Source organism: Streptomyces thermovulgaris (assembly GCF_002155915.1).
Classification (GTDB): domain Bacteria; phylum Actinomycetota; class Actinomycetes; order Streptomycetales; family Streptomycetaceae; genus Streptomyces; species Streptomyces thermovulgaris.
The window spans coordinates 1-16,348 of the sequence record NZ_MUME01000267.1 but is presented as its reverse complement, the minus strand read 5'-3'; the positions used below and the strand labels follow the sequence as shown (position 1 = coordinate 16,348).

Here is a 16,348-nt window from a genome sequence, read left to right as displayed (position 1 = left end):
CCCTGCTCGTCACCGCCGTGCGCACCGGGCCCGTCGGGCACGTCCCGGGTGCCCGCGGAGGACCGTACGACGACCTTGGGCCGCTCCAGCACGGCGGTGACGAGCAGGGCGACCTGTACGGCCGGATCGCCGTGTCCCTCGGCGCGCTCGCCTTCCTCCTCCAGGCGTGCGGCGTGATCGCCCGTGCGGCCTCCGTGCAGCGGGCGCCGTGGGGCAACATGTACGAGTTCAACATCACCTTCTCCGCGGTCGCGGTCGGCGTGTACCTGCTGCTGCTCGCGCTGAGGAAGAACGTGCGCTGGCTCGGCCTGTTCCTGACCACCACGGTCCTGCTCGACCTCGGTCTCGCGGTCACCGTCCTCTACACCGAGAGCGCCCAGCTGGTCCCGGCCCTGCGGTCGTACTGGCTGTACATCCACGTCTCCACCGCGATCATCTGCGGCGCGGTGTTCTACGTGGGCGCGGTCGGCACCCTGCTGTACCTGTTCAGGGACTCCTACGAGAACAAGCTCGCCTCCGGCGGCAGGCCCGGCCGCTTCGCGACCTCCGTCCTGGAGCGGATGCCCGCCGCGGCCTCCCTGGACAAGTTCGCCTACCGCGTCAACGCGGCCGTCTTCCCGCTGTGGACGTTCACGATCATCGCGGGCGCCATCTGGGCCGAGTCCGCCTGGGGCCGCTACTGGGGCTGGGACCCCAAGGAGACCTGGTCCTTCATCACCTGGGTGGCCTACGCCGGCTATCTGCACGCCCGCTCCACGGCCGGCTGGAAGGGCCGCAAGGCGGCCTACATCGCGCTGATCGCCTTCGGGTGCTGGCTGTTCAACTACTACGGCGTCAACATCTTCGTCAGCGGCAAGCACTCGTACGCGGGCGTCTGACCGCGCTCGTAGGCAGGCGTCCGACCGGCCCCTCGGGGACACTGGTGCCATGACCGGACCCATCGAACAGGGCACCAGCCGAACCCGCGGGAGCACCCACATCCTCACCTTCCTGGTGCGGCTCTCCCAGCCCATGGAGAAGGTCTGGCCCCAGCTGGCCACACCGGAGGGACTCGCGCGGTGGTTCACCGAGGCCGACGAGCTGCAGCCCCGGCTCGGCGGCGCGGTGACCCTGCGCGGGCTCGGCAGCGGGCGGATCACCGCGTGGGACGTGGACCGGATCGTCGAGTACACCCTGGAGGACGGCAGCCGGCTCCGTTTCCACCTGGAGCGGTACGGGGAGGACGGCGCCACCCTCCGTTTCACCCACGAGTTCCGGGGCGAGGCGGAGTCGGAGCGGCGCTGGCGGTCCCGCTTCGAACGCCTGGTCGAACTGAATGAGCCCCGAGGGGCCCGCACCCCGGACCCGGACGCCTCCGGCTGAGATCCCGCGGCCGTCCCCGCGGCGGTTCCGCCGCCCGGCCCGCGCACCCGCCCCACGGGCCCACCGGGTGACACGACCGCCCGGTAACGTCACCGGACCCACTCGGTACTCTGGCCCGATCACCGCCGCATGCGCGGCAGTCGGACCCGGGTGGGGAGGAACGAGTCTCATGGGTGCTGCTCCGGCCCTGGAGGAGCTGCGGGAGGTCTGCCAGCCCCAGGCGAAGCTGGCGAGCCGCAACGGCGAGCACTGGGCGGGCCGCCTGTACATGCGGAAGATCTCGCTGCGTCTCACCCGGCAGCTGGTGCGCACGCCCGTCACCCCCGACCAGCTGACCTGGACCATGGTGGTGTGCGGGATCGCCTCCGGGGCCGCGCTGCTGATCCCGGGGCTGACCGGTGCCGTGCTGGCCGCCGTGCTGATGCAGCTCTTCCTGCTCTTCGACTGCGTGGACGGCGAGGTCGCCCGCTGGAAGGGCCAGAACAGCGCGACCGGCATCTACGTCGACCGGCTCGGCGCCTATCTCGCGGACGCCGCGCTGATGACGGGCGCCGGCTTCCACGCCGCCCGCTCCGGCTTCGGCGGCTGGGTGGCGCTGGGCCTTGCCACCGCCCTCGGGGTGGTGCTGCTGAAGGCCTCCACCGACCTGGTGGACGTGGCCCGGGCCCGGCGCGGACTGGCCGTCGCCGACGACGAGTCGACCCGGCCGCGCTCCCAGGGCGTGGCCACGGTCCGCCGGCTGGCCGCCGCCTTCAAGGTGCACCGCCTGACCAACGGCATCGAGGCGTCGCTGTTCCTGCTCGTCGCCGCGATCGGCGACACGGTCACCGGCGGGGTCGAGGTCACCCGCTGGGCCCTGATCGCCCTTGCGGCCATCACCTGGGTGATGGTCCCGGCCCATCTGCTGTCGATCCTGTCGTCGTCCCGGCTGCGCTGAGGGGCGCGGGGGACGGCGCGAGGCACGCGGGGGGCGCGGGAGGTTCAGCCGTCCTTCGGCTCCTCGCCGCGCTCCTTGCGGCGCAGCTCCTCCTCGCGGCGGCGCAGATCGGCCTCCCACTTCCTCAGGAGCTGCTCGTCCTTCTTCCTGTTCTCCTCGTCGAGGGACTTCAGGAACTCGGGGTTGTCGTCCGGGGCGACGTACCGGGTCCGGCCGCGCTGCAGGCCCGAGGGCGCGCCGCCGTACGCCAGGGCGGCCCGGTTCTTGCCCGCGATCAGCCAGACGATCGGGCCGACGATCCAGAAGAGCAGGATGATGAAGATCCAGGCGATCTTGGGCAGGTGCTTGACCTCGTCCTCGGGGGTGTTCAGGCAGTCGATGAAGGCGAAGATCACCAGTACCAGCGGCACGAGGTACAACAGCACCCTGAGCATGTCGAGAACTCCCCCTGGACGACGACGGCGGGGCTTGGCGACGAGGGCCCCGGTGACAGGGCCAGGGTAGCCGGTGCCGACAATCGGGTCCGTGGTCGACCGACCAGGGGAGGGACCTGTGCATCCGGCAGCCGTCGAACAGAACTTCCGCACCCGCGCCGAGCGGCTCACCCACTGGGGAATCGCGTTCCTCGGCGTCGCCGCGCTCCTGTGGTGCTACGCGGCCTGGCAGATGTTCACGCCGTACGACTCCGACGGCCACCACCCGACGATCGACTGCGCTGCGCCGGTCGTCCAGAAGCGTTACGGCGTCTACCACGGCTCCGGCTCCGAGGCCCGCCACAGCGCGGCACACTGCGCGGCCGAGCGCGACTGGCCGCGGCCGGTGGCCGCCCTGGTGCTGGCCACCCCCCTCGCCACCGTGGGCGGCGTCCTGTTCGCCACGGGCACGACGACCACCCGGCTGCGCCTGCACCAGGACGACCTGGAGCGGGCCGGCCGGGACTGATCCGCGGCGGCCGGGGCGCGGGGTGGTCGCGGGGGACGCCGGCGCCTCGGAGATACTGGATCCCATGGCTTACGACGATCTTCGCTCCCTGCTCAGGGCGCTGGAGCGCGAGGGGGACCTCAAGCGCGTCAAGGTCGAGGTCGACCCGTATCTGGAAGTGGGGGAGATCGTCGACCGGGTGCAGAAGTCGGGCGGCCCCGCCCTGCTCTTCGAGAACGTGAAGGGCTCGGCGATGCCGCTGGCCATGAACGTCTACGGCACCGACCGGCGCCTGCTGAAGGCCCTCGGCCTGAAGTCCTACGACGAGATCAGCGACAAGATCGCCGGGCTGCTGCGGCCCGAGCTGCCGCAGGGCTTCATGGGCGTGCGCGAGGCCTTCGGCAAGCTCGGAGCGATGTCGCACGTGCCGCCGAAGAAGGTGAAGTCGGAGAACGCCCCCGTGCACGAGGTCGTCCTGCGCGGCGACGAGGTCGACCTCGACCGGCTGCCGGCGCTGTTCACCTGGCCCAAGGACGGCGGCTCCTTCTTCAACCTGGGGCTCACCCACACCAAGGACCCGGAGACCGGCATCCGCAATCTGGGCCTGTACCGCCTGCAGCGCCACGACAGACGCACCATCGGCATGCACTGGCAGATCCACAAGGACAGCCGCAACCACTACCAGGTGGCGGCCCGGCGCGGCGAGCGCCTGCCGGTGGCCATCGCCTTCGGCTGCCCCCCGGCGGTGACCTACGCCGCGACCGCCCCTCTGCCCGGCGACATCGACGAGTACCTGTTCGCCGGGTTCATCGCGGGCAAGCGGATCGAGATGGTCGACTGCAAGACCGTGCCGCTGCAGGTCCCGGCGAACGCCGAGGTGGTCCTGGAGGGCTGGCTGAAGCCGGGGGAGATGCTGCCCGAGGGCCCCTTCGGCGACCACACCGGCTTCTACACCCCGCAGGAACTCTTCCCGGCGCTGACCATCGACTGCGTGACGATGCGCAGACGGCCCCTGCTGCAGTCGATCGTCGTCGGCCGCCCCCCGACGGAGGACGGGCCGCTCGGCCGGGCCACGGAGCGCTTCTTCCTCCCCCTGCTGAAGATCATCGTCCCGGACATCGTGGACTACCACCTGCCCGAGGCCGGCGGCTTCCACAACTGCGCGATCGTCTCGATCGACAAGAAGTACCCCAAGCACGCCCAGAAGGTGATGCACGCCATCTGGGGGGCGCACATGATGTCGCTGACCAAGCTGATCGTGGTCGTCGACGCGGACTGCGACGTGCACGACCTGCACGAGGTCGCCTGGCGGGCCCTGGGCAACACGGACTACTCCCGTGACCTCACGGTCGTCGAAGGCCCCGTCGACCACCTCGACCACGCCTCCTACCAGCAGTTCTGGGGCGGCAAGGCGGGCATCGACGCGACCAGGAAGCTGCCCGAGGAGGGCTACACCCGCGACGGAGGATGGCCGGAGATGGTGCTGTCCGACCCCGAGACGGCGGCCAAGGTCGACCGCCGCTGGAAGGAGTACGGCCTGTGACGTCGGCGTCCGCCGCACTGCCGCAACCAGGGCGCACCAGGGCCTTTCTGCGCCTGGTGATGATCGAGCACTCGATCTTCGCGCTGCCCTTCGCCTACATCGCCTCCCTGACGGCGATGTACGAGTGGGACAGGACCATCCACTGGGGCAAGCTGCTGCTGGTCACGGTCTGCATGGTGGGCCTGCGCACCTTCGCCATGGCGGTCAACCGGATCATCGACCGGGAGATCGACGCCCGCAACCCCAGGACCGCGCACCGCGAGCTGGTCACGGGCGCGGTGTCCGTGCGCCACGCATGGATCGGCGCCCTGATCGCCCTGGCGTTCTTCCTGGCCTCGGCGGCCCTGCTCAACCCGCTCTGCCTGGCCCTCGCCCCCGTCGCGGTGGTCCCGATGGTGGTCTACCCCTACGGCAAGCGGTTCACGAACTTCCCGCAGGCCATCCTGGGGCTGGCCCAGGCGATGGGCCCGGTCGGCGGCTGGCTGGCGATCACCGGCGCCTGGTCCTGGGAGGCGGTGATCCTGGGCCTGGCCGTCGGCATCTGGATCGGCGGCTTCGACCTCATCTACGCCTGCCAGGACGTGGAGGCCGACCGCGCGATCGGCGTCAAGTCGGTCCCGGCCCGCTTCGGCATACCGGCCGCCATCCGGTCGGCCCGGGCCTGCCACGTGGTCACCACGGCCCTGTTCGTCTGGTACGCCCTCGTCACCGGCGCCGGCGCCTTCTTCTGGCTGGGTCTGCTCATCGTCGCGGGCGCGTTCGTCTACGAGCACACCATCGTCCGCCCGCACGACCTGTCCCGCCTCAACCGGGCGTTCTTCAGCGTCAACGGCTTCATCGGCATCGCGCTGTTCGTCTGCGCCCTGCTGGATCTGCTGGTGCGCGGGCTGACGGTGTGGAGCTGACGGCGCAGAGCGGGCCGGAGCACCGGCGCACCGGCGGAGCTACGCCTGTGCCTGTGCCGTGGCCCCGGGGACGCCGAGGACGGCGAGCATCGCCCGGGTGGCCGGGCTGGGGTTGAACCGGCTCCACACCAGATACTCGGTGCGGCGCGGCCCGTCGGCCACCGGGACCAGCGCCAGTCCGGGATCGCCGGCGGCCCGCGGCCGGATGAAGGCCGACGGCAGCAGCGCGACGCCGAGCCCGCGCGCGATCAGCTGGGTGAACAGCTCGACGGCACCGGCCTCGTACGCGACGTCACGGGTCAGACCGGCGGCGGCGAACGCCCGGTCGGACTGGGCCCGGCCGGGCGTTCCGCTCGCGAAGTCCACGAACGTCTCCCCGGCGATGTCCCGCAGCGCGACCCGGGAGGCACCCGCGAGCCGGTGCCCGGCCGGCACCACCAGGACGTGCTCGTCGTGATCGAGGGCGATGCTCTCCACCCCGGACGGCTCCTCGCCCACCGGCAGGCCGAGAAAGGCGATGTCCAGCTTTCCGCCGCGGACCGCCGCCGCCAGGGCGTCGCTGTGCCCGGAACGGAGGAGGACGTGGACGTCCGGGTGCCGGGCGCGGTACCGCTGCAGCAGTTCGGGCACGTCGACGGCGGCCGTGGTCACGATCACGCCGACGGCGAGCCGGCCGCGCACCGCTCCGGCCGCCGCGGCGGCGTCGGCGACCGCGCGGTCGGCCGCGGCCAGGCACTCGCGCGCCCTCACGAGGAACGCCTCTCCGGCGCTGGTCAGCTCGACACGGCGGCTGGAGCGGGCGAACAGCTTGACCCCCAGTTCCCGTTCCAGGCCGGCGATCCGGTGACTGAGGGACGACTGCACCACGGAGCAGCGCTCCGCGGCACGGGTGAAGTTGCGGGTCTCGGCGAGGGTGACGGCATAGCGCATCTGCTGGAGGTCCATGCGGCCATGGTTCTGCTTCATGGCTGCCATGACAAACATGCTTTGCGTTCATGGCAGGGTGCTGCCGAGACTTTCCGCATGAGTTCCTCGACCTCCTCGACGTCCTCGGCGTCATCGGCCTCTTCGACCGGACAGCCGCCGGCCTCCTCGCGCGCCCCGTCCTCGCGGCAGGCGGCGACCGTCCTGGTGACCGCGCTCGCCCCCGTGTCCTGGGGCACCACCTACGCCGTGACCACGGAGCTGTTACCGCCCGGGCATCCGCTGTTCGCCGGGCTGATGCGCGCCCTGCCCGCCGGACTGCTCGCGCTGGCGGTCACCCGCGTGCTCCCGCGAGAGGACTGGTGGTGGAAGGCCGCCGTCCTCGGCACGCTCAACATAGGCCTCTTCTTCCCCCTGCTGTTCCTGGCGGCCGAACGGCTCCCCGGCGGTGTCGCCGCCACCCTCGGCGCCGCACAGCCGCTGATCGTCGCCGCCCTGGCCGTCGTGGTGCTCCACGAACGGCCGCGCCTGTGGCGCCTGGCCTGGGGCGTGGCCGGCGTGGTCGGCGTCGGACTCGTCGTGCTCGGGCCGGGGGCCCGGCTGGACGCCGTCGGGGTGCTCGCCGGCCTCGGCGGTACGGCCGTCATGGCCGGCGGGGTCGTCCTCACCAAGCGCTGGGGCCGCCCCGAGGGAGTCGGCCCCCTGGCCCTGGCCGGCTGGCAACTGACCGTCGGCGGCCTGCTGCTGCTTCCGCTCACCCTCGCGTTCGAAGGGGTGCCGCAGCGGATCGACGCCGGAGCCGTCGGCGGTTATCTGTGGCTCGGCGGCATGGGCGGGCTGATCGCGTACACGGTGTGGTTCCGCGGGGTCGGACGGCTGCCGGTCGGTGCGTCCGCACCGCTGGTGCTGCTGTCGCCGCTGGTGGCGGCCCTCGTCGGCGTCGCACTGGACGAGTCGCTGACCCTGACGCAGACCCTCGGTTTCGTCCTCGCCCTCGCCGCCCTGCTCGCCGCCCAGTTCAACTCCCCGCCCCTGCCCGGCCGCAGCACCCGCGAGCGGCCCGCGGCGGAAGAGCGCACACGAGGAGAGCGGGTGCGTGAAGAGCAGGGGAGCGGAGAGCGGGTGTGAGCAGGACATGCTCCGGGCGGGTGCGCCCGGCCACGGCGTGCACCAGGCGTGCGGGAATCCGCATGGCTGAGAACAGCGTGCCCAAGGGCAGCAATGCCACCCCCTGCTGCTCCCACTCCGCACGAGCGTAGCCGCGGTGCTCGTCCGGACACGCCGCCAGCAGCCAGTGCCCGACCGCCAACCGGCGATCGGCAGCCGGATGTACTAACACCCCGGGCTGGGACTCACATTCGACGGGGCGCACGGCCTGCTGGCTGCCGTCGGAGATCATCCTCTTTCCTCCACGGTCACAGTGATCCGCCTCGCATCTGTGACCGTGGGAGTACGCACAGTGAACCGAGGACCGGAATCCGGTCCCCAGCCCTACGCAGACAGCAAGCCGATCTCCACCGCCAGCTTCGACGCCCGACGCCGACGAGCCGCCTGCTTCGACTCGGTCTCCTCCAGGAGGATCCGCCGCGCGTACCCGTTGTACCGGATCGTCTCCGGCGCCGTCCGGTGTGCCTTCTCCAGCGTCGCGATCGCCACATCCGGCTGCCCGTCGAGCTGATACCCGCGGGCCTCCTCGATGCGGTGCCGCGCCCGCCGGGGTCGCGAGGGGATTGCCACCTCGTCGGCGCGGGCGGCCTGCCGCACCGACTCTCCGCCCTGGTGCAGCTCCACCGCCACCGTCACCGCGTGCGCGCCCATGATGGCCCGTGAGAACGACGTCACCGGGTGGTAGTAGTCGGCCGGCAGCCGGGCAGCCATGTCGTTCGCCTTGTCCCAGTGCCGCCACGCCGTACCCGTCTCCCTGCGGCGGGCCGCCGTGTAGCCCAGCTCGAACTCCAGCGCCCCCGCGATGGCGAGCACGTCATCGGGGGCGTCCGGCAGCAGCGGCTCGAGGAACCGGCATGCCTCCAGAGCCACCGCGTCGGCGGCATCGAAGTGCCGTGGTCCCGAGTCGCGGTGTGCCTGTGCGAGCAGCCAGGCGGCCACCCCGACCCGATGCGGGTCTTCGGACTCCTGCGCGGCGATCATGCCGCGCTCGGCAACGCGCCACAGCAGGGAGCTGTCGGGCTGGTAGGCGAGGAAGAACTGACTGAGGCTGTAGGTCTGGGCGAGCAAGGCCTGCGCCGCACGGCGGTCAGCCGCGCTGTCGGCATGCCGGACCAATGCCTGCGCGTCGCGGATCAGGTCGGGCAGCAGCCGGCCAATGACCTCGCGGTGGTTCGGCGCCTGGTGGCGGGCCTTCCAGGCGGCATGGAGCCGGGCCTGAAGGTGCGCCACGGGTGGCGGCTCGATGTCCGAGGCGAGCGGGAAGCTGTCGATGGCGGCTCTGACCGCAGCCAGGCGGGGGTGACCGGGACCGACGAAGAGATCGACGTGCATGTCGGGATGGCCTGTCAGGTCGGCAAGGTCGCGGACGCGGAGGGCCTCGGCGATGCGCATCACCGTCTCGAGACCGGGCGCCTGCTGCTGCCCGTTCTCGATCTTCTTGAGGGTGTGCGGTGAAACGTCGATGAAACCCGCGAGCTGTGCACGCGTCATACCTCGGCGTTCACGCAGGATTTGCACCCGCTGTCCGAACTTCAGCGGATCGGCGTAGGGGTCCGGGGCAGCATCAGACGGCATGGTCTCGCCCCTCTCTGTACAGGTCGCACTGCCAGGGTATGGGGCGAGACCCTTTCCGTGAGGGAGTTCTGCAGCGCCGCCCCCGTGCAGGAGGGCATCAGGCACACACTCCGCCTCACCGAGGCGTGAGAGGAGTCCATCCGTGTCCGATGAAGACGAACTGGCCCCGGTGGCGCGGCTCTTGTACGAGGCAGGCACGCTGAAGCAAGCCCGGCGCACCGGCTGGTGGATGGCCGGCGTACGCGATCCGGAAAGCGTTGCCGAGCACGCCTGGCGCACCTCCCTGATCGCATCCGTCATCGCCACGCTGGAGGGTGCCGACCCGGCACGCGCCGCATTCCTGGCGGTCTGGCACGACTCGCAGGAGACCCGCACCGGCGACGTCAACCACATCGCGAAGAAGTACGCCGGCAAGGCCGATCCGCAGGCCGTGACCGCCGACCGGGTGGCAGGCATGCCCAAGGTCCTCGCCGATCGCATCCGGGACCTGATCGCGGAGTACGAGGCCCACGAGTCCCCTGAAGCGATCTGCGCGCGAGACGCCGACAAGCTCGAGTGCGTGCTGCAGGGCATCGAGTACCGGTCCCAGGGCTACGAGCTGGCCCAGCGGTGGATCGACAACAGCCGCGGCCGGCTCGTCACGGCGACGGCCAAGGCGCTGGCCGACCAGCTGCTGGCCATGGATCCGCTGGACTGGCTGCACAGCATCCTTGGTGAGCTGCGCTGACTGCGGACACGGACGGAACGGCCCCGCCCCCAGCAGAGAAGGCGGGGCCGTGATGTGTGTCAACGGGTGAGAAACTGCAGGAAGTGGCCAACGTTCGTACAGACCACGTCGGCCGCGACGGCCGCACTCCGCCCTGGCCATGGGAGTCGCCGTGCCCGTCGCCGGAACGGCCGGCAGAGGATCTCGGGAGCGTCGGGGGCGGAGAAGGAACCCACGCCGATTTCGGTGCAGACGAGTCCTTCCTTCTTCAGCCCCGCATTCACCTTCGCCGCTGTGGCCCTCGCGATGCCGGCCTCGACACGGCTGCGGATGACAGCGGCCACCTGCCGCCGGCGGGGAATGCCAGGCCGAAGCTCCAGCACCCTTCCACGGTATTCCGGAAATGCCTGGATTGTCGCAGTTCTTTTCGGAATCCTGTGGATCTCCGGCGCCGAGCTTGTCGCCGAGGCCGTCCCGCTGGGCGGCGTCCGCGCGGCTGCGAGGCCGGACCTCGCCGGTACGCCTTTCGTGGCATCGTCCGCTGCCTGGTCTCCGGCTGCTCCAGGGGCGGGGCGTCGCCCCTGGAATCCTGTCCTCGACGGCTGTCGCGGCTGCGGCGGCGACGTGCTCGCCTCCGGCGCCGGCGCGCCGTCCGGCGGACCGGCGAGCCCCGTCGTCGTCTCCCGGTGGCCCGAAGGTGACCGGCCGGTCCTGTGTATGACCCGTTTCGCCGGTAGGCTCGACGTGTGAACGTAGGGGAAACGCGGCGCACGCCTTGGATCGTGGGGGTGTCCGGGGCTTCCGGCACTCCGTATGCGGCCGCTGTGCTGCGGGCATTGCTCGAGGCCGGGCAGGCCGTCGACCTGGTGGTCAGCCGGGCCTCGCGGCTCACCCTGCTCGACGAGACAGGGATCTCCTTCCGGGACGCGCACTGGCAGGACGACCTGCGGCAGTGGCTGTCCCTGGGGGCCGACGGCAAACCCGATGCGTTCGAGGTGGACGTCACGGGGGTGCGGTACTGGAGCGCCGGTGACCTGGCGGCCGGGCCGTCCTCCGGGTCGTACCCGGCGAAGGGCATGCTGATCGTGCCCGCCTCGACGGCCTGTGTGGCAGGAGTCGCCCTCGGGCTGTCGAAGGACCTGCTGCAGCGGGCGGCGAGCGTGACCCTCAAGGAGGGCAGACCGTTGGTCGTGGTCGTGCGGGAGACCCCGCTGCACGGCCAGACGCTGCGGCACCTGGTGACCCTGGACGACGCGGGCGCCACCGTCCTGCCCGCCTCGCCCGCCTTCTACGCCGGGGCCACGCACATCCAGCACCTGGTGGACTTCGTGGCCGGCCGGACCCTCGACGCCGTGGGCGTGCCCCACCGTCTCTACCGCCGTTGGGAGGGTGAACTGGGCGGTGGTTCCCGGCCCTTGTGAACGACAGACAGCACGAGCAGTACCGGTGGTACCAGGACCACTCGACACACTCCAGAACTTCTCGGGATCCCTCACCGGATCTCTTCAGTGGAAGGCTTCAATCGCATGGACGCGGTGGACAGGCAGCTCATTCAGGCCCTGAGGGAGAACGGCCGGGCCTCGTACGCGGAGCTGGGGCGGCTCGTCGGCCTGTCGGGACCGAGTGTCACCGACCGCATCAACCGGCTGGAGACGGCCGGTGTCATCACCGGCTATCGCGCGACGGTGAACTCCGCCAAGCTCGGTCTCGGCGTCACCGCCCTGATCGGCATCTCGCTCTCCGACGCCGCCGACCACGAGGACGTGGCGCAGCGGCTGAGCGAGCTTCCCGAGATCGAGGACTGCTGGTTCATCGCGGGCGACGACTCCTTCATGCTCAAGGTGCGCGCGCCGGACGTGGACGGACTGGAGAGCATCATCCGGCGGCTGTCCGGCACCAAGGGCGTCTCCCGGACCCGTACCACGATCGTGCTCTCCACCAAGTGGGAGAACCGGGTGGGCGAACTGCCCGAGCAGGTCTGACCACCCGGGGCGCCCCCTGCCCGAAGGGGCAGGGGGCGTACGGTTGTCGGAGTCTTCGAGGAAAGAGGTATGGGCGGTATGGGCATGGACGTCGGGCTCAAGCGCGAGCTGGAGGAGAAGGTCCGCTCCGGTGAGCGGCTGACCCGGGAGGACGGCATCGCGCTGTACGAGTCGGACGACCTGGCGTGGCTCGGCGGACTCGCCCACGAGGTGCGCACCCGCAAGAACGGCGACGTGGCGTACTTCAACGTCAACCGGCACCTCAACCTGACGAACGTGTGCACCGCCTCCTGCGCCTACTGCTCCTTCCAGCGCAAGCCGGGCGAGCAGGACGCGTACACGATGCGCATCGAGGAGGCCGTCAGGCTGGCCAAGGAGATGGAGCCGGAGAACCTGACCGAGCTGCACATCGTCAACGGTCTCCACCCCACCCTGCCGTGGCGTTACTACCCGCGCGCCCTGCGGGCGTTGAAGGAGGCGCTGCCCCATGTGTCGCTGAAGGCGTTCACGGCCACGGAGATCCACCACTTCGAGAAGATCTCCGGACTGTCCGCCTCCGAGATCCTCGACGAGCTGATCGACGCCGGGCTCGAGTCCCTCACCGGCGGCGGCGCGGAGATCTTCGACTGGGAGGTCCGGCAGCAGATCGTGGATCACCGGACCCACTGGGAGGACTGGTCCCGGATCCACCGCCTCGCCCACGAGAAGGGGCTGAGGACTCCGTGCACCATGCTCTACGGCCACATCGAGGAGCCCCGCCACCGTGTGGACCACGTGCTGCGGCTGCGTGAGCTCCAGGACGAGACCGGCGGTTTCCAGGTCTTCATCCCGCTGCGCTACCAGCACGACTTCGTGGACATGAAGGACGGCAAGGTCCGCAACCGCCTCCAGGCCCGCACGACGATGGCGACGGGCGCCGAGGTGCTGAAGACCTTCGCCGTCTCGCGGCTGCTGTTCGACAACGTCCCGCACGTCAAGGTCTTCTGGGTGATGCACGGTGTGCAGACCGCGCAGCTCGCCCTCCAGCACGGTGCCGACGACATGGACGGCTCGGTCGTCGAGTACAGGATCACGCACGATGCGGACAACTTCGGCACCCCGGACAAGCTGACCCGCGAGGACCTGCTGGAGCTGATCCGCGACGCGGGCTTCCGCCCGGTGGAGCGCAACACGCGGTACGAGGTCGTCCGGGAGTACGACGGCCCGGACCCCGCGCGCCGCGACACGCCGCAGCCCATGCGGGTGTGAGTCACCGCAGCCGTGGGTGAGGCGGTGCGGCCCGTGCGAGGTGAGCCGGCCGGGTGGTGAGGACGAGGACCGGGCGGGTACCCGCCCGACATGGCCCCCACCGAGCCCGAGGCCGCCGGGCGTTCCCGGGCGCCCGAGGACGCCTACACCGCCGAGCCGTTCGTCCCGGCCCACGCGGATCTGGCCGCCCTGCGCGAGGCCGCCGCCGGCTGCCGGGGCTGCCCGCTGCACCGGGACGCCACCCGGACCGTGTTCGGCGCCGGGAACGGCGACGCCCGGATCATGCTCGTCGGCGAGCAGCCCGGCGACCAGGAGGACCGGCAGGGCAGGCCGTTCGTCGGACCGGCCGGAAAGCTGCTGGACCGGGCGCCGGCGGAAGCCGGTGTCGACCCGGACGAGACCTATGTCACCAACGCGGTCAAGCACTTCAAGTTCACCCGGGCCGGCGGACGCCGTCTCCACAAGGCGCCGGGCCTGCGGGAGACAAGGGCGTGCGCGCCCTGGCTCGCGGCCGAGCCGGCACTCGTCGGGCCCGAGCTGATCGTGCTTCTGGGGGCGACGGCCGGCAAGGCGCTGCTGGGCCCCTCGTTCCGGGTGACCGAGGTGCGCGGCACCGTGCTGGAGGAGGAGGTCCACGGGCGTCCGCAGCGGCTCGTCCCGACCGTGCACCCCTCGTCCGTGCTGCGTGCGAAGGACCGGGAGAAGGCGTACCGGGGGCTGGTCTCCGATCTGACGGTGGCGGCGCGGGCACTGGCGTAGGGTGGGGCTCTCCTTCTCGTTCGCTTGCTCATCCGCTCCTGTTCGCCGGACGGGCCTTCTTATTTCGCTGGACAAGGGCGTTCGTGTAATACATACGATGGGGCCATGCCCCTTACATTCACTCTGGATCCCGCTGTCGACGCCGCTCTGTACGACGGAATTCTCGATCTGTGGACCGACGTCACGAACGCGGGCGGCGCGGTCGGCTTCGTCCCGCCGGTGACGCGGGAGGAGATACGGCCCGAGCTGGTGAAGCAGTTCGTGGCGATGGCCGAGGGCCGCTCCCGGCTGCTGGTCGGTCACGACGAGGAGGGGCGGGTCGCCGCGACGGCCTTTCTGACCTTCAACACCCACCGGCTGATGACCCACTGGCTGTGGCTCTACACGGTGATGGTGCATCCGCGCCACCAGGGCCGGGGCTACGGCCGGGAACTGCTGGCGACCGCGGCGAACGCGGCCCGGAGCCTCGACGGCATCGAGGCGATCCGGCTCGCCTGCCGCGGCGGGCTGGGCCTGGAGCGTTTCTACGCCTCCTGCGGCTACAAGGAGGTCGGGCGGGTGCCCGGGGCCATCCGGGTGGCGCCGGGCGACGACCGGGACGATGTGATCATGCATCTGCCGCTGATGTGAGACTTCCCTCCGGCACCCCTCTTTCACGATCGGGTTTCCGGCGTGCTTCACTGGATTTGCCTGGTGAAAATGTCCGGAACGGAAGAGTGGATGGAGATGCTCCGCTACACGCTGATGCGCCTCGGGATCTTCGTGGGCTGCCTCGTGGTCGTCTGGGGCCTCGTCTACTCGGGTGTCGCTCCTCGTGGCCTCGGCGACTCCAACGGCCTGTGGATCATTCTGCTCGCCCTGGTGTTCTCGGCTCCGATCAGCTTTGTCGTGCTGCGCAAGGAGCGGGACCGGGCGTCGATCCAGATCGCCGAGCGGGTGGAGCGGATGAAGGCGAATTTCCGGGCCAGCGCCAGTCAGGAGGACGAGGCCGACGACCAGGCGCGGGCGCGGGGCCAGGCGTCCTGATCCCATCGGTCCGGCTCCGGCCGGTCCGTCCGGCGGGCCCGGGGTTCCTGCCGCGACCGTAGGCTTGCCCCATGGGTGCCGTGAGGACCAAGCGGAAGCCGAGGGCGGTCCGTGAGCAGCAGATGCTCGACGCCGCCGTACAGCTCTTCGGGCAGCGCGGCTACATGGCCGCGTCGATGGACGAGATAGCGGAACGGGCGGGCGTCTCCAAGCCGTTGGTCTACCTGTACCTGAACTCCAAGGAGGACCTCTTCAGCGCCTGCATCCGCCGCGAGGCCACGGCGCTGACCGAGGCCGTACGGTCCCAGGTCCGCCCCGACATGCCCGCGGAGCGCCAACTCTGGGAAGGACTGCGGGCGTTCTTCACGCACACCGCGCAGCACCCGGAGGGCTGGGCGGTGCTGCACCGGCAGGCCCGCACCCAGGGGGAGCCGTTCGCGGACGAGGTCGCCGCGGTGCGTGCGGAGTTCATCGCGTTCGTCACCCAGCTGATCCTCGCCGCCGCCCGGGACGGGGTTTTCTGCGCGCGCGGGGACACGGGCCCGGGGGAGCGGCACGAGCCCGCACTGCCCGAGCACGAGGCCGCCGGGTTCGCCGAGGCCCTGGTCGGCGCCGCCGAGTCCCTGGCCGCCTGGGCCAACGCCACCCCGGGTGTCACGGCCCACCAGGCGGCGACGACCCTGATGAACTTCGCCTGGGCGGGCCTGGGCAACCTCATGGAGGGCCGGGCCTGGTCCCCGCCCGCGGCCTGAGATCCGGGAGTACGGCCGGACGCACCGCCGTCGGCCGACGGGCCGGACGGGCTCGGGGAGGTGCCGTGGCCTGTCGCCGGCCGCAGGAGAGCCGGCCGAAGGGGCGGCGAAGGGCTGACAGAAGGACCGGCAGATGGTCCGAAGGAAGCCGGAAAACCGGCACCGGCGGGAGGCCGGTGCCGGTGTCGGAAGCCGGTTCCGCCGTGTCCGGGCGCGTCCTTGAACCCGTGTCGGCCGGGCGGGGAGCGCCGGGGCGGATCCCGGCGGGCATCCCCCGGGGCTGCCGGGAGACGGACAGGCCCGGGGGAAAGGGCAGGAGCCCCGTCGCCGGACGGTGCAGGGCTCCTTGGGTACTGCTTCTCAGAGCGCGGTGACGTTCTCCGCCTGAGGACCCTTCGGGCCCTGAGTGACGTCGAAGCTCACCTGCTGGTTCTCTTCGAGGGAGCGGAAACCGGTCGCGTTGATCGCGGAGTAGTGGACGAAAACGTCGGGCCCGCCGCCTTCCTGGGCGATGAAGCCAAAGCCCTTTTCGGCGTTGAAC

At 71.0% G+C, this 16,348-nt stretch carries 19 protein-coding genes; 15 read left to right on the top strand and 4 right to left on the bottom strand.

All coding sequences use genetic code 11. The features are described 5' to 3' along the window. The 3 genes from ccsB to CCN35_RS20255 form a co-directional block, all read left to right on the top strand. Positions 1-878: c-type cytochrome biogenesis protein CcsB (gene ccsB, locus CCN35_RS20265; protein WP_086793820.1), on the top strand; the 878-nt coding region annotated here is incomplete at its 5' end. A gap of 49 nt (positions 879-927) precedes the next feature. Next, complete coding sequence (locus CCN35_RS20260) at positions 928-1,362, top strand: SRPBCC domain-containing protein (protein WP_067395295.1); 435 nt, start codon at positions 928-930, stop codon at positions 1,360-1,362. Between the two features lie 169 nt (positions 1,363-1,531). Further along, positions 1,532-2,299: a CDP-alcohol phosphatidyltransferase family protein gene (locus tag CCN35_RS20255; protein ID WP_067395298.1), complete on the top strand. Its 768-nt coding sequence runs from the start codon at positions 1,532-1,534 to the stop codon at positions 2,297-2,299. Positions 2,300-2,343: 44 nt separating this feature from the next. Here CCN35_RS20255 and CCN35_RS20250 read toward each other — a convergent pair whose 3' ends face one another. Beyond that, positions 2,344-2,733 carry a PLD nuclease N-terminal domain-containing protein gene (locus CCN35_RS20250; RefSeq protein WP_067395301.1) on the bottom strand — a complete coding sequence of 130 codons (390 nt, stop codon included), beginning with the start codon at positions 2,731-2,733 and terminating at the stop codon, positions 2,344-2,346. A 118-nt stretch (positions 2,734-2,851) separates the two neighbouring features. Here CCN35_RS20250 and CCN35_RS20245 point away from each other — a divergent pair, with 118 nt between their 5' ends. From CCN35_RS20245 to mqnP, 3 genes are all read left to right on the top strand, one after another. Then, positions 2,852-3,241, top strand: a complete 390-nt coding sequence (locus CCN35_RS20245) for a hypothetical protein (protein WP_086793818.1) — start codon at positions 2,852-2,854, stop codon at positions 3,239-3,241. Positions 3,242-3,305: 64 nt separating this feature from the next. Continuing rightward, positions 3,306-4,763 (top strand): menaquinone biosynthesis decarboxylase, encoded by a 1,458-nt coding sequence (locus CCN35_RS20240; protein WP_067395457.1) that lies wholly within the window; start codon positions 3,306-3,308, stop codon positions 4,761-4,763. Further along, on the top strand, positions 4,760-5,668 hold the full coding sequence (gene mqnP / locus CCN35_RS20235) for a menaquinone biosynthesis prenyltransferase MqnP (protein ID WP_067395307.1): 909 nt from the start codon (positions 4,760-4,762) through the stop codon (positions 5,666-5,668). The genes CCN35_RS20240 and mqnP overlap by 4 nt, the downstream gene beginning before the upstream one ends. A 39-nt stretch (positions 5,669-5,707) precedes the next feature. On the opposite strand, the gene CCN35_RS20230 is transcribed toward mqnP, so the two are convergent. Next, the gene (locus tag CCN35_RS20230; RefSeq protein WP_067395460.1) at positions 5,708-6,613 is read right to left on the bottom strand and encodes a LysR family transcriptional regulator; all 906 of its coding nucleotides are present in this window, start codon (positions 6,611-6,613) and stop codon (positions 5,708-5,710) included. Positions 6,614-6,691: 78 nt separating this feature from the next. Between CCN35_RS20230 and CCN35_RS20225 the strand changes: the two genes are divergently transcribed. Then, on the top strand, positions 6,692-7,720 hold the full coding sequence (locus CCN35_RS20225; protein WP_086793816.1) for an EamA family transporter: 1,029 nt from the start codon (positions 6,692-6,694) through the stop codon (positions 7,718-7,720). Between the two features lie 363 nt (positions 7,721-8,083). Here CCN35_RS20225 and CCN35_RS20215 read toward each other — a convergent pair whose 3' ends face one another. Next, a complete protein-coding gene (locus tag CCN35_RS20215; protein ID WP_067395313.1) occupies positions 8,084-9,334 on the bottom strand; it encodes a helix-turn-helix transcriptional regulator in 1,251 nt (416 codons plus the stop codon). Between the two features lie 142 nt (positions 9,335-9,476). Here CCN35_RS20215 and CCN35_RS20210 point away from each other — a divergent pair, with 142 nt between their 5' ends. The 8 genes from CCN35_RS20210 (at position 9,477) to CCN35_RS20175 (ending at position 15,807) form a co-directional block, all read left to right on the top strand. Further along, on the top strand, positions 9,477-10,061 hold the full coding sequence (locus CCN35_RS20210) for an HD domain-containing protein (protein ID WP_067395316.1): 585 nt from the start codon (positions 9,477-9,479) through the stop codon (positions 10,059-10,061). Positions 10,062-10,786: 725 nt separating this feature from the next. Then, positions 10,787-11,461, top strand: a complete 675-nt coding sequence (locus tag CCN35_RS20205) for a UbiX family flavin prenyltransferase (RefSeq protein WP_079129751.1) — start codon at positions 10,787-10,789, stop codon at positions 11,459-11,461. A 105-nt stretch (positions 11,462-11,566) separates the two neighbouring features. Beyond that, positions 11,567-12,022 (top strand): Lrp/AsnC family transcriptional regulator, encoded by a 456-nt coding sequence (locus tag CCN35_RS20200; RefSeq protein WP_067395323.1) that lies wholly within the window; start codon positions 11,567-11,569, stop codon positions 12,020-12,022. An 84-nt stretch (positions 12,023-12,106) separates the two neighbouring features. Then, positions 12,107-13,270, top strand: coding sequence for an aminofutalosine synthase MqnE (gene mqnE / locus CCN35_RS20195; protein WP_067395463.1), 1,164 nt, complete (start codon positions 12,107-12,109; stop codon positions 13,268-13,270). Between the two features lie 90 nt (positions 13,271-13,360). Beyond that, entirely contained in the window at positions 13,361-14,029 is a 669-nt protein-coding gene (locus tag CCN35_RS20190) for a UdgX family uracil-DNA binding protein (protein WP_086793814.1), read from the top strand. Positions 14,030-14,134: 105 nt separating this feature from the next. Continuing rightward, positions 14,135-14,659, top strand: coding sequence for a GNAT family N-acetyltransferase (locus tag CCN35_RS20185; RefSeq protein WP_067395328.1), 525 nt, complete (start codon positions 14,135-14,137; stop codon positions 14,657-14,659). A 96-nt stretch (positions 14,660-14,755) separates the two neighbouring features. Then, a complete protein-coding gene (locus CCN35_RS20180; RefSeq protein ID WP_067395466.1) occupies positions 14,756-15,055 on the top strand; it encodes a DUF4229 domain-containing protein in 300 nt (99 codons plus the stop codon). A 71-nt stretch (positions 15,056-15,126) separates the two neighbouring features. Continuing rightward, positions 15,127-15,807, top strand: coding sequence for a TetR/AcrR family transcriptional regulator (locus tag CCN35_RS20175; protein WP_067395331.1), 681 nt, complete (start codon positions 15,127-15,129; stop codon positions 15,805-15,807). A 360-nt stretch (positions 15,808-16,167) separates the two neighbouring features. On the opposite strand, the gene CCN35_RS20170 is transcribed toward CCN35_RS20175, so the two are convergent. After that, the coding region (locus CCN35_RS20170; protein ID WP_107501071.1) for a cold-shock protein at positions 16,168-16,348 on the bottom strand (181 nt) is incomplete at its 5' end.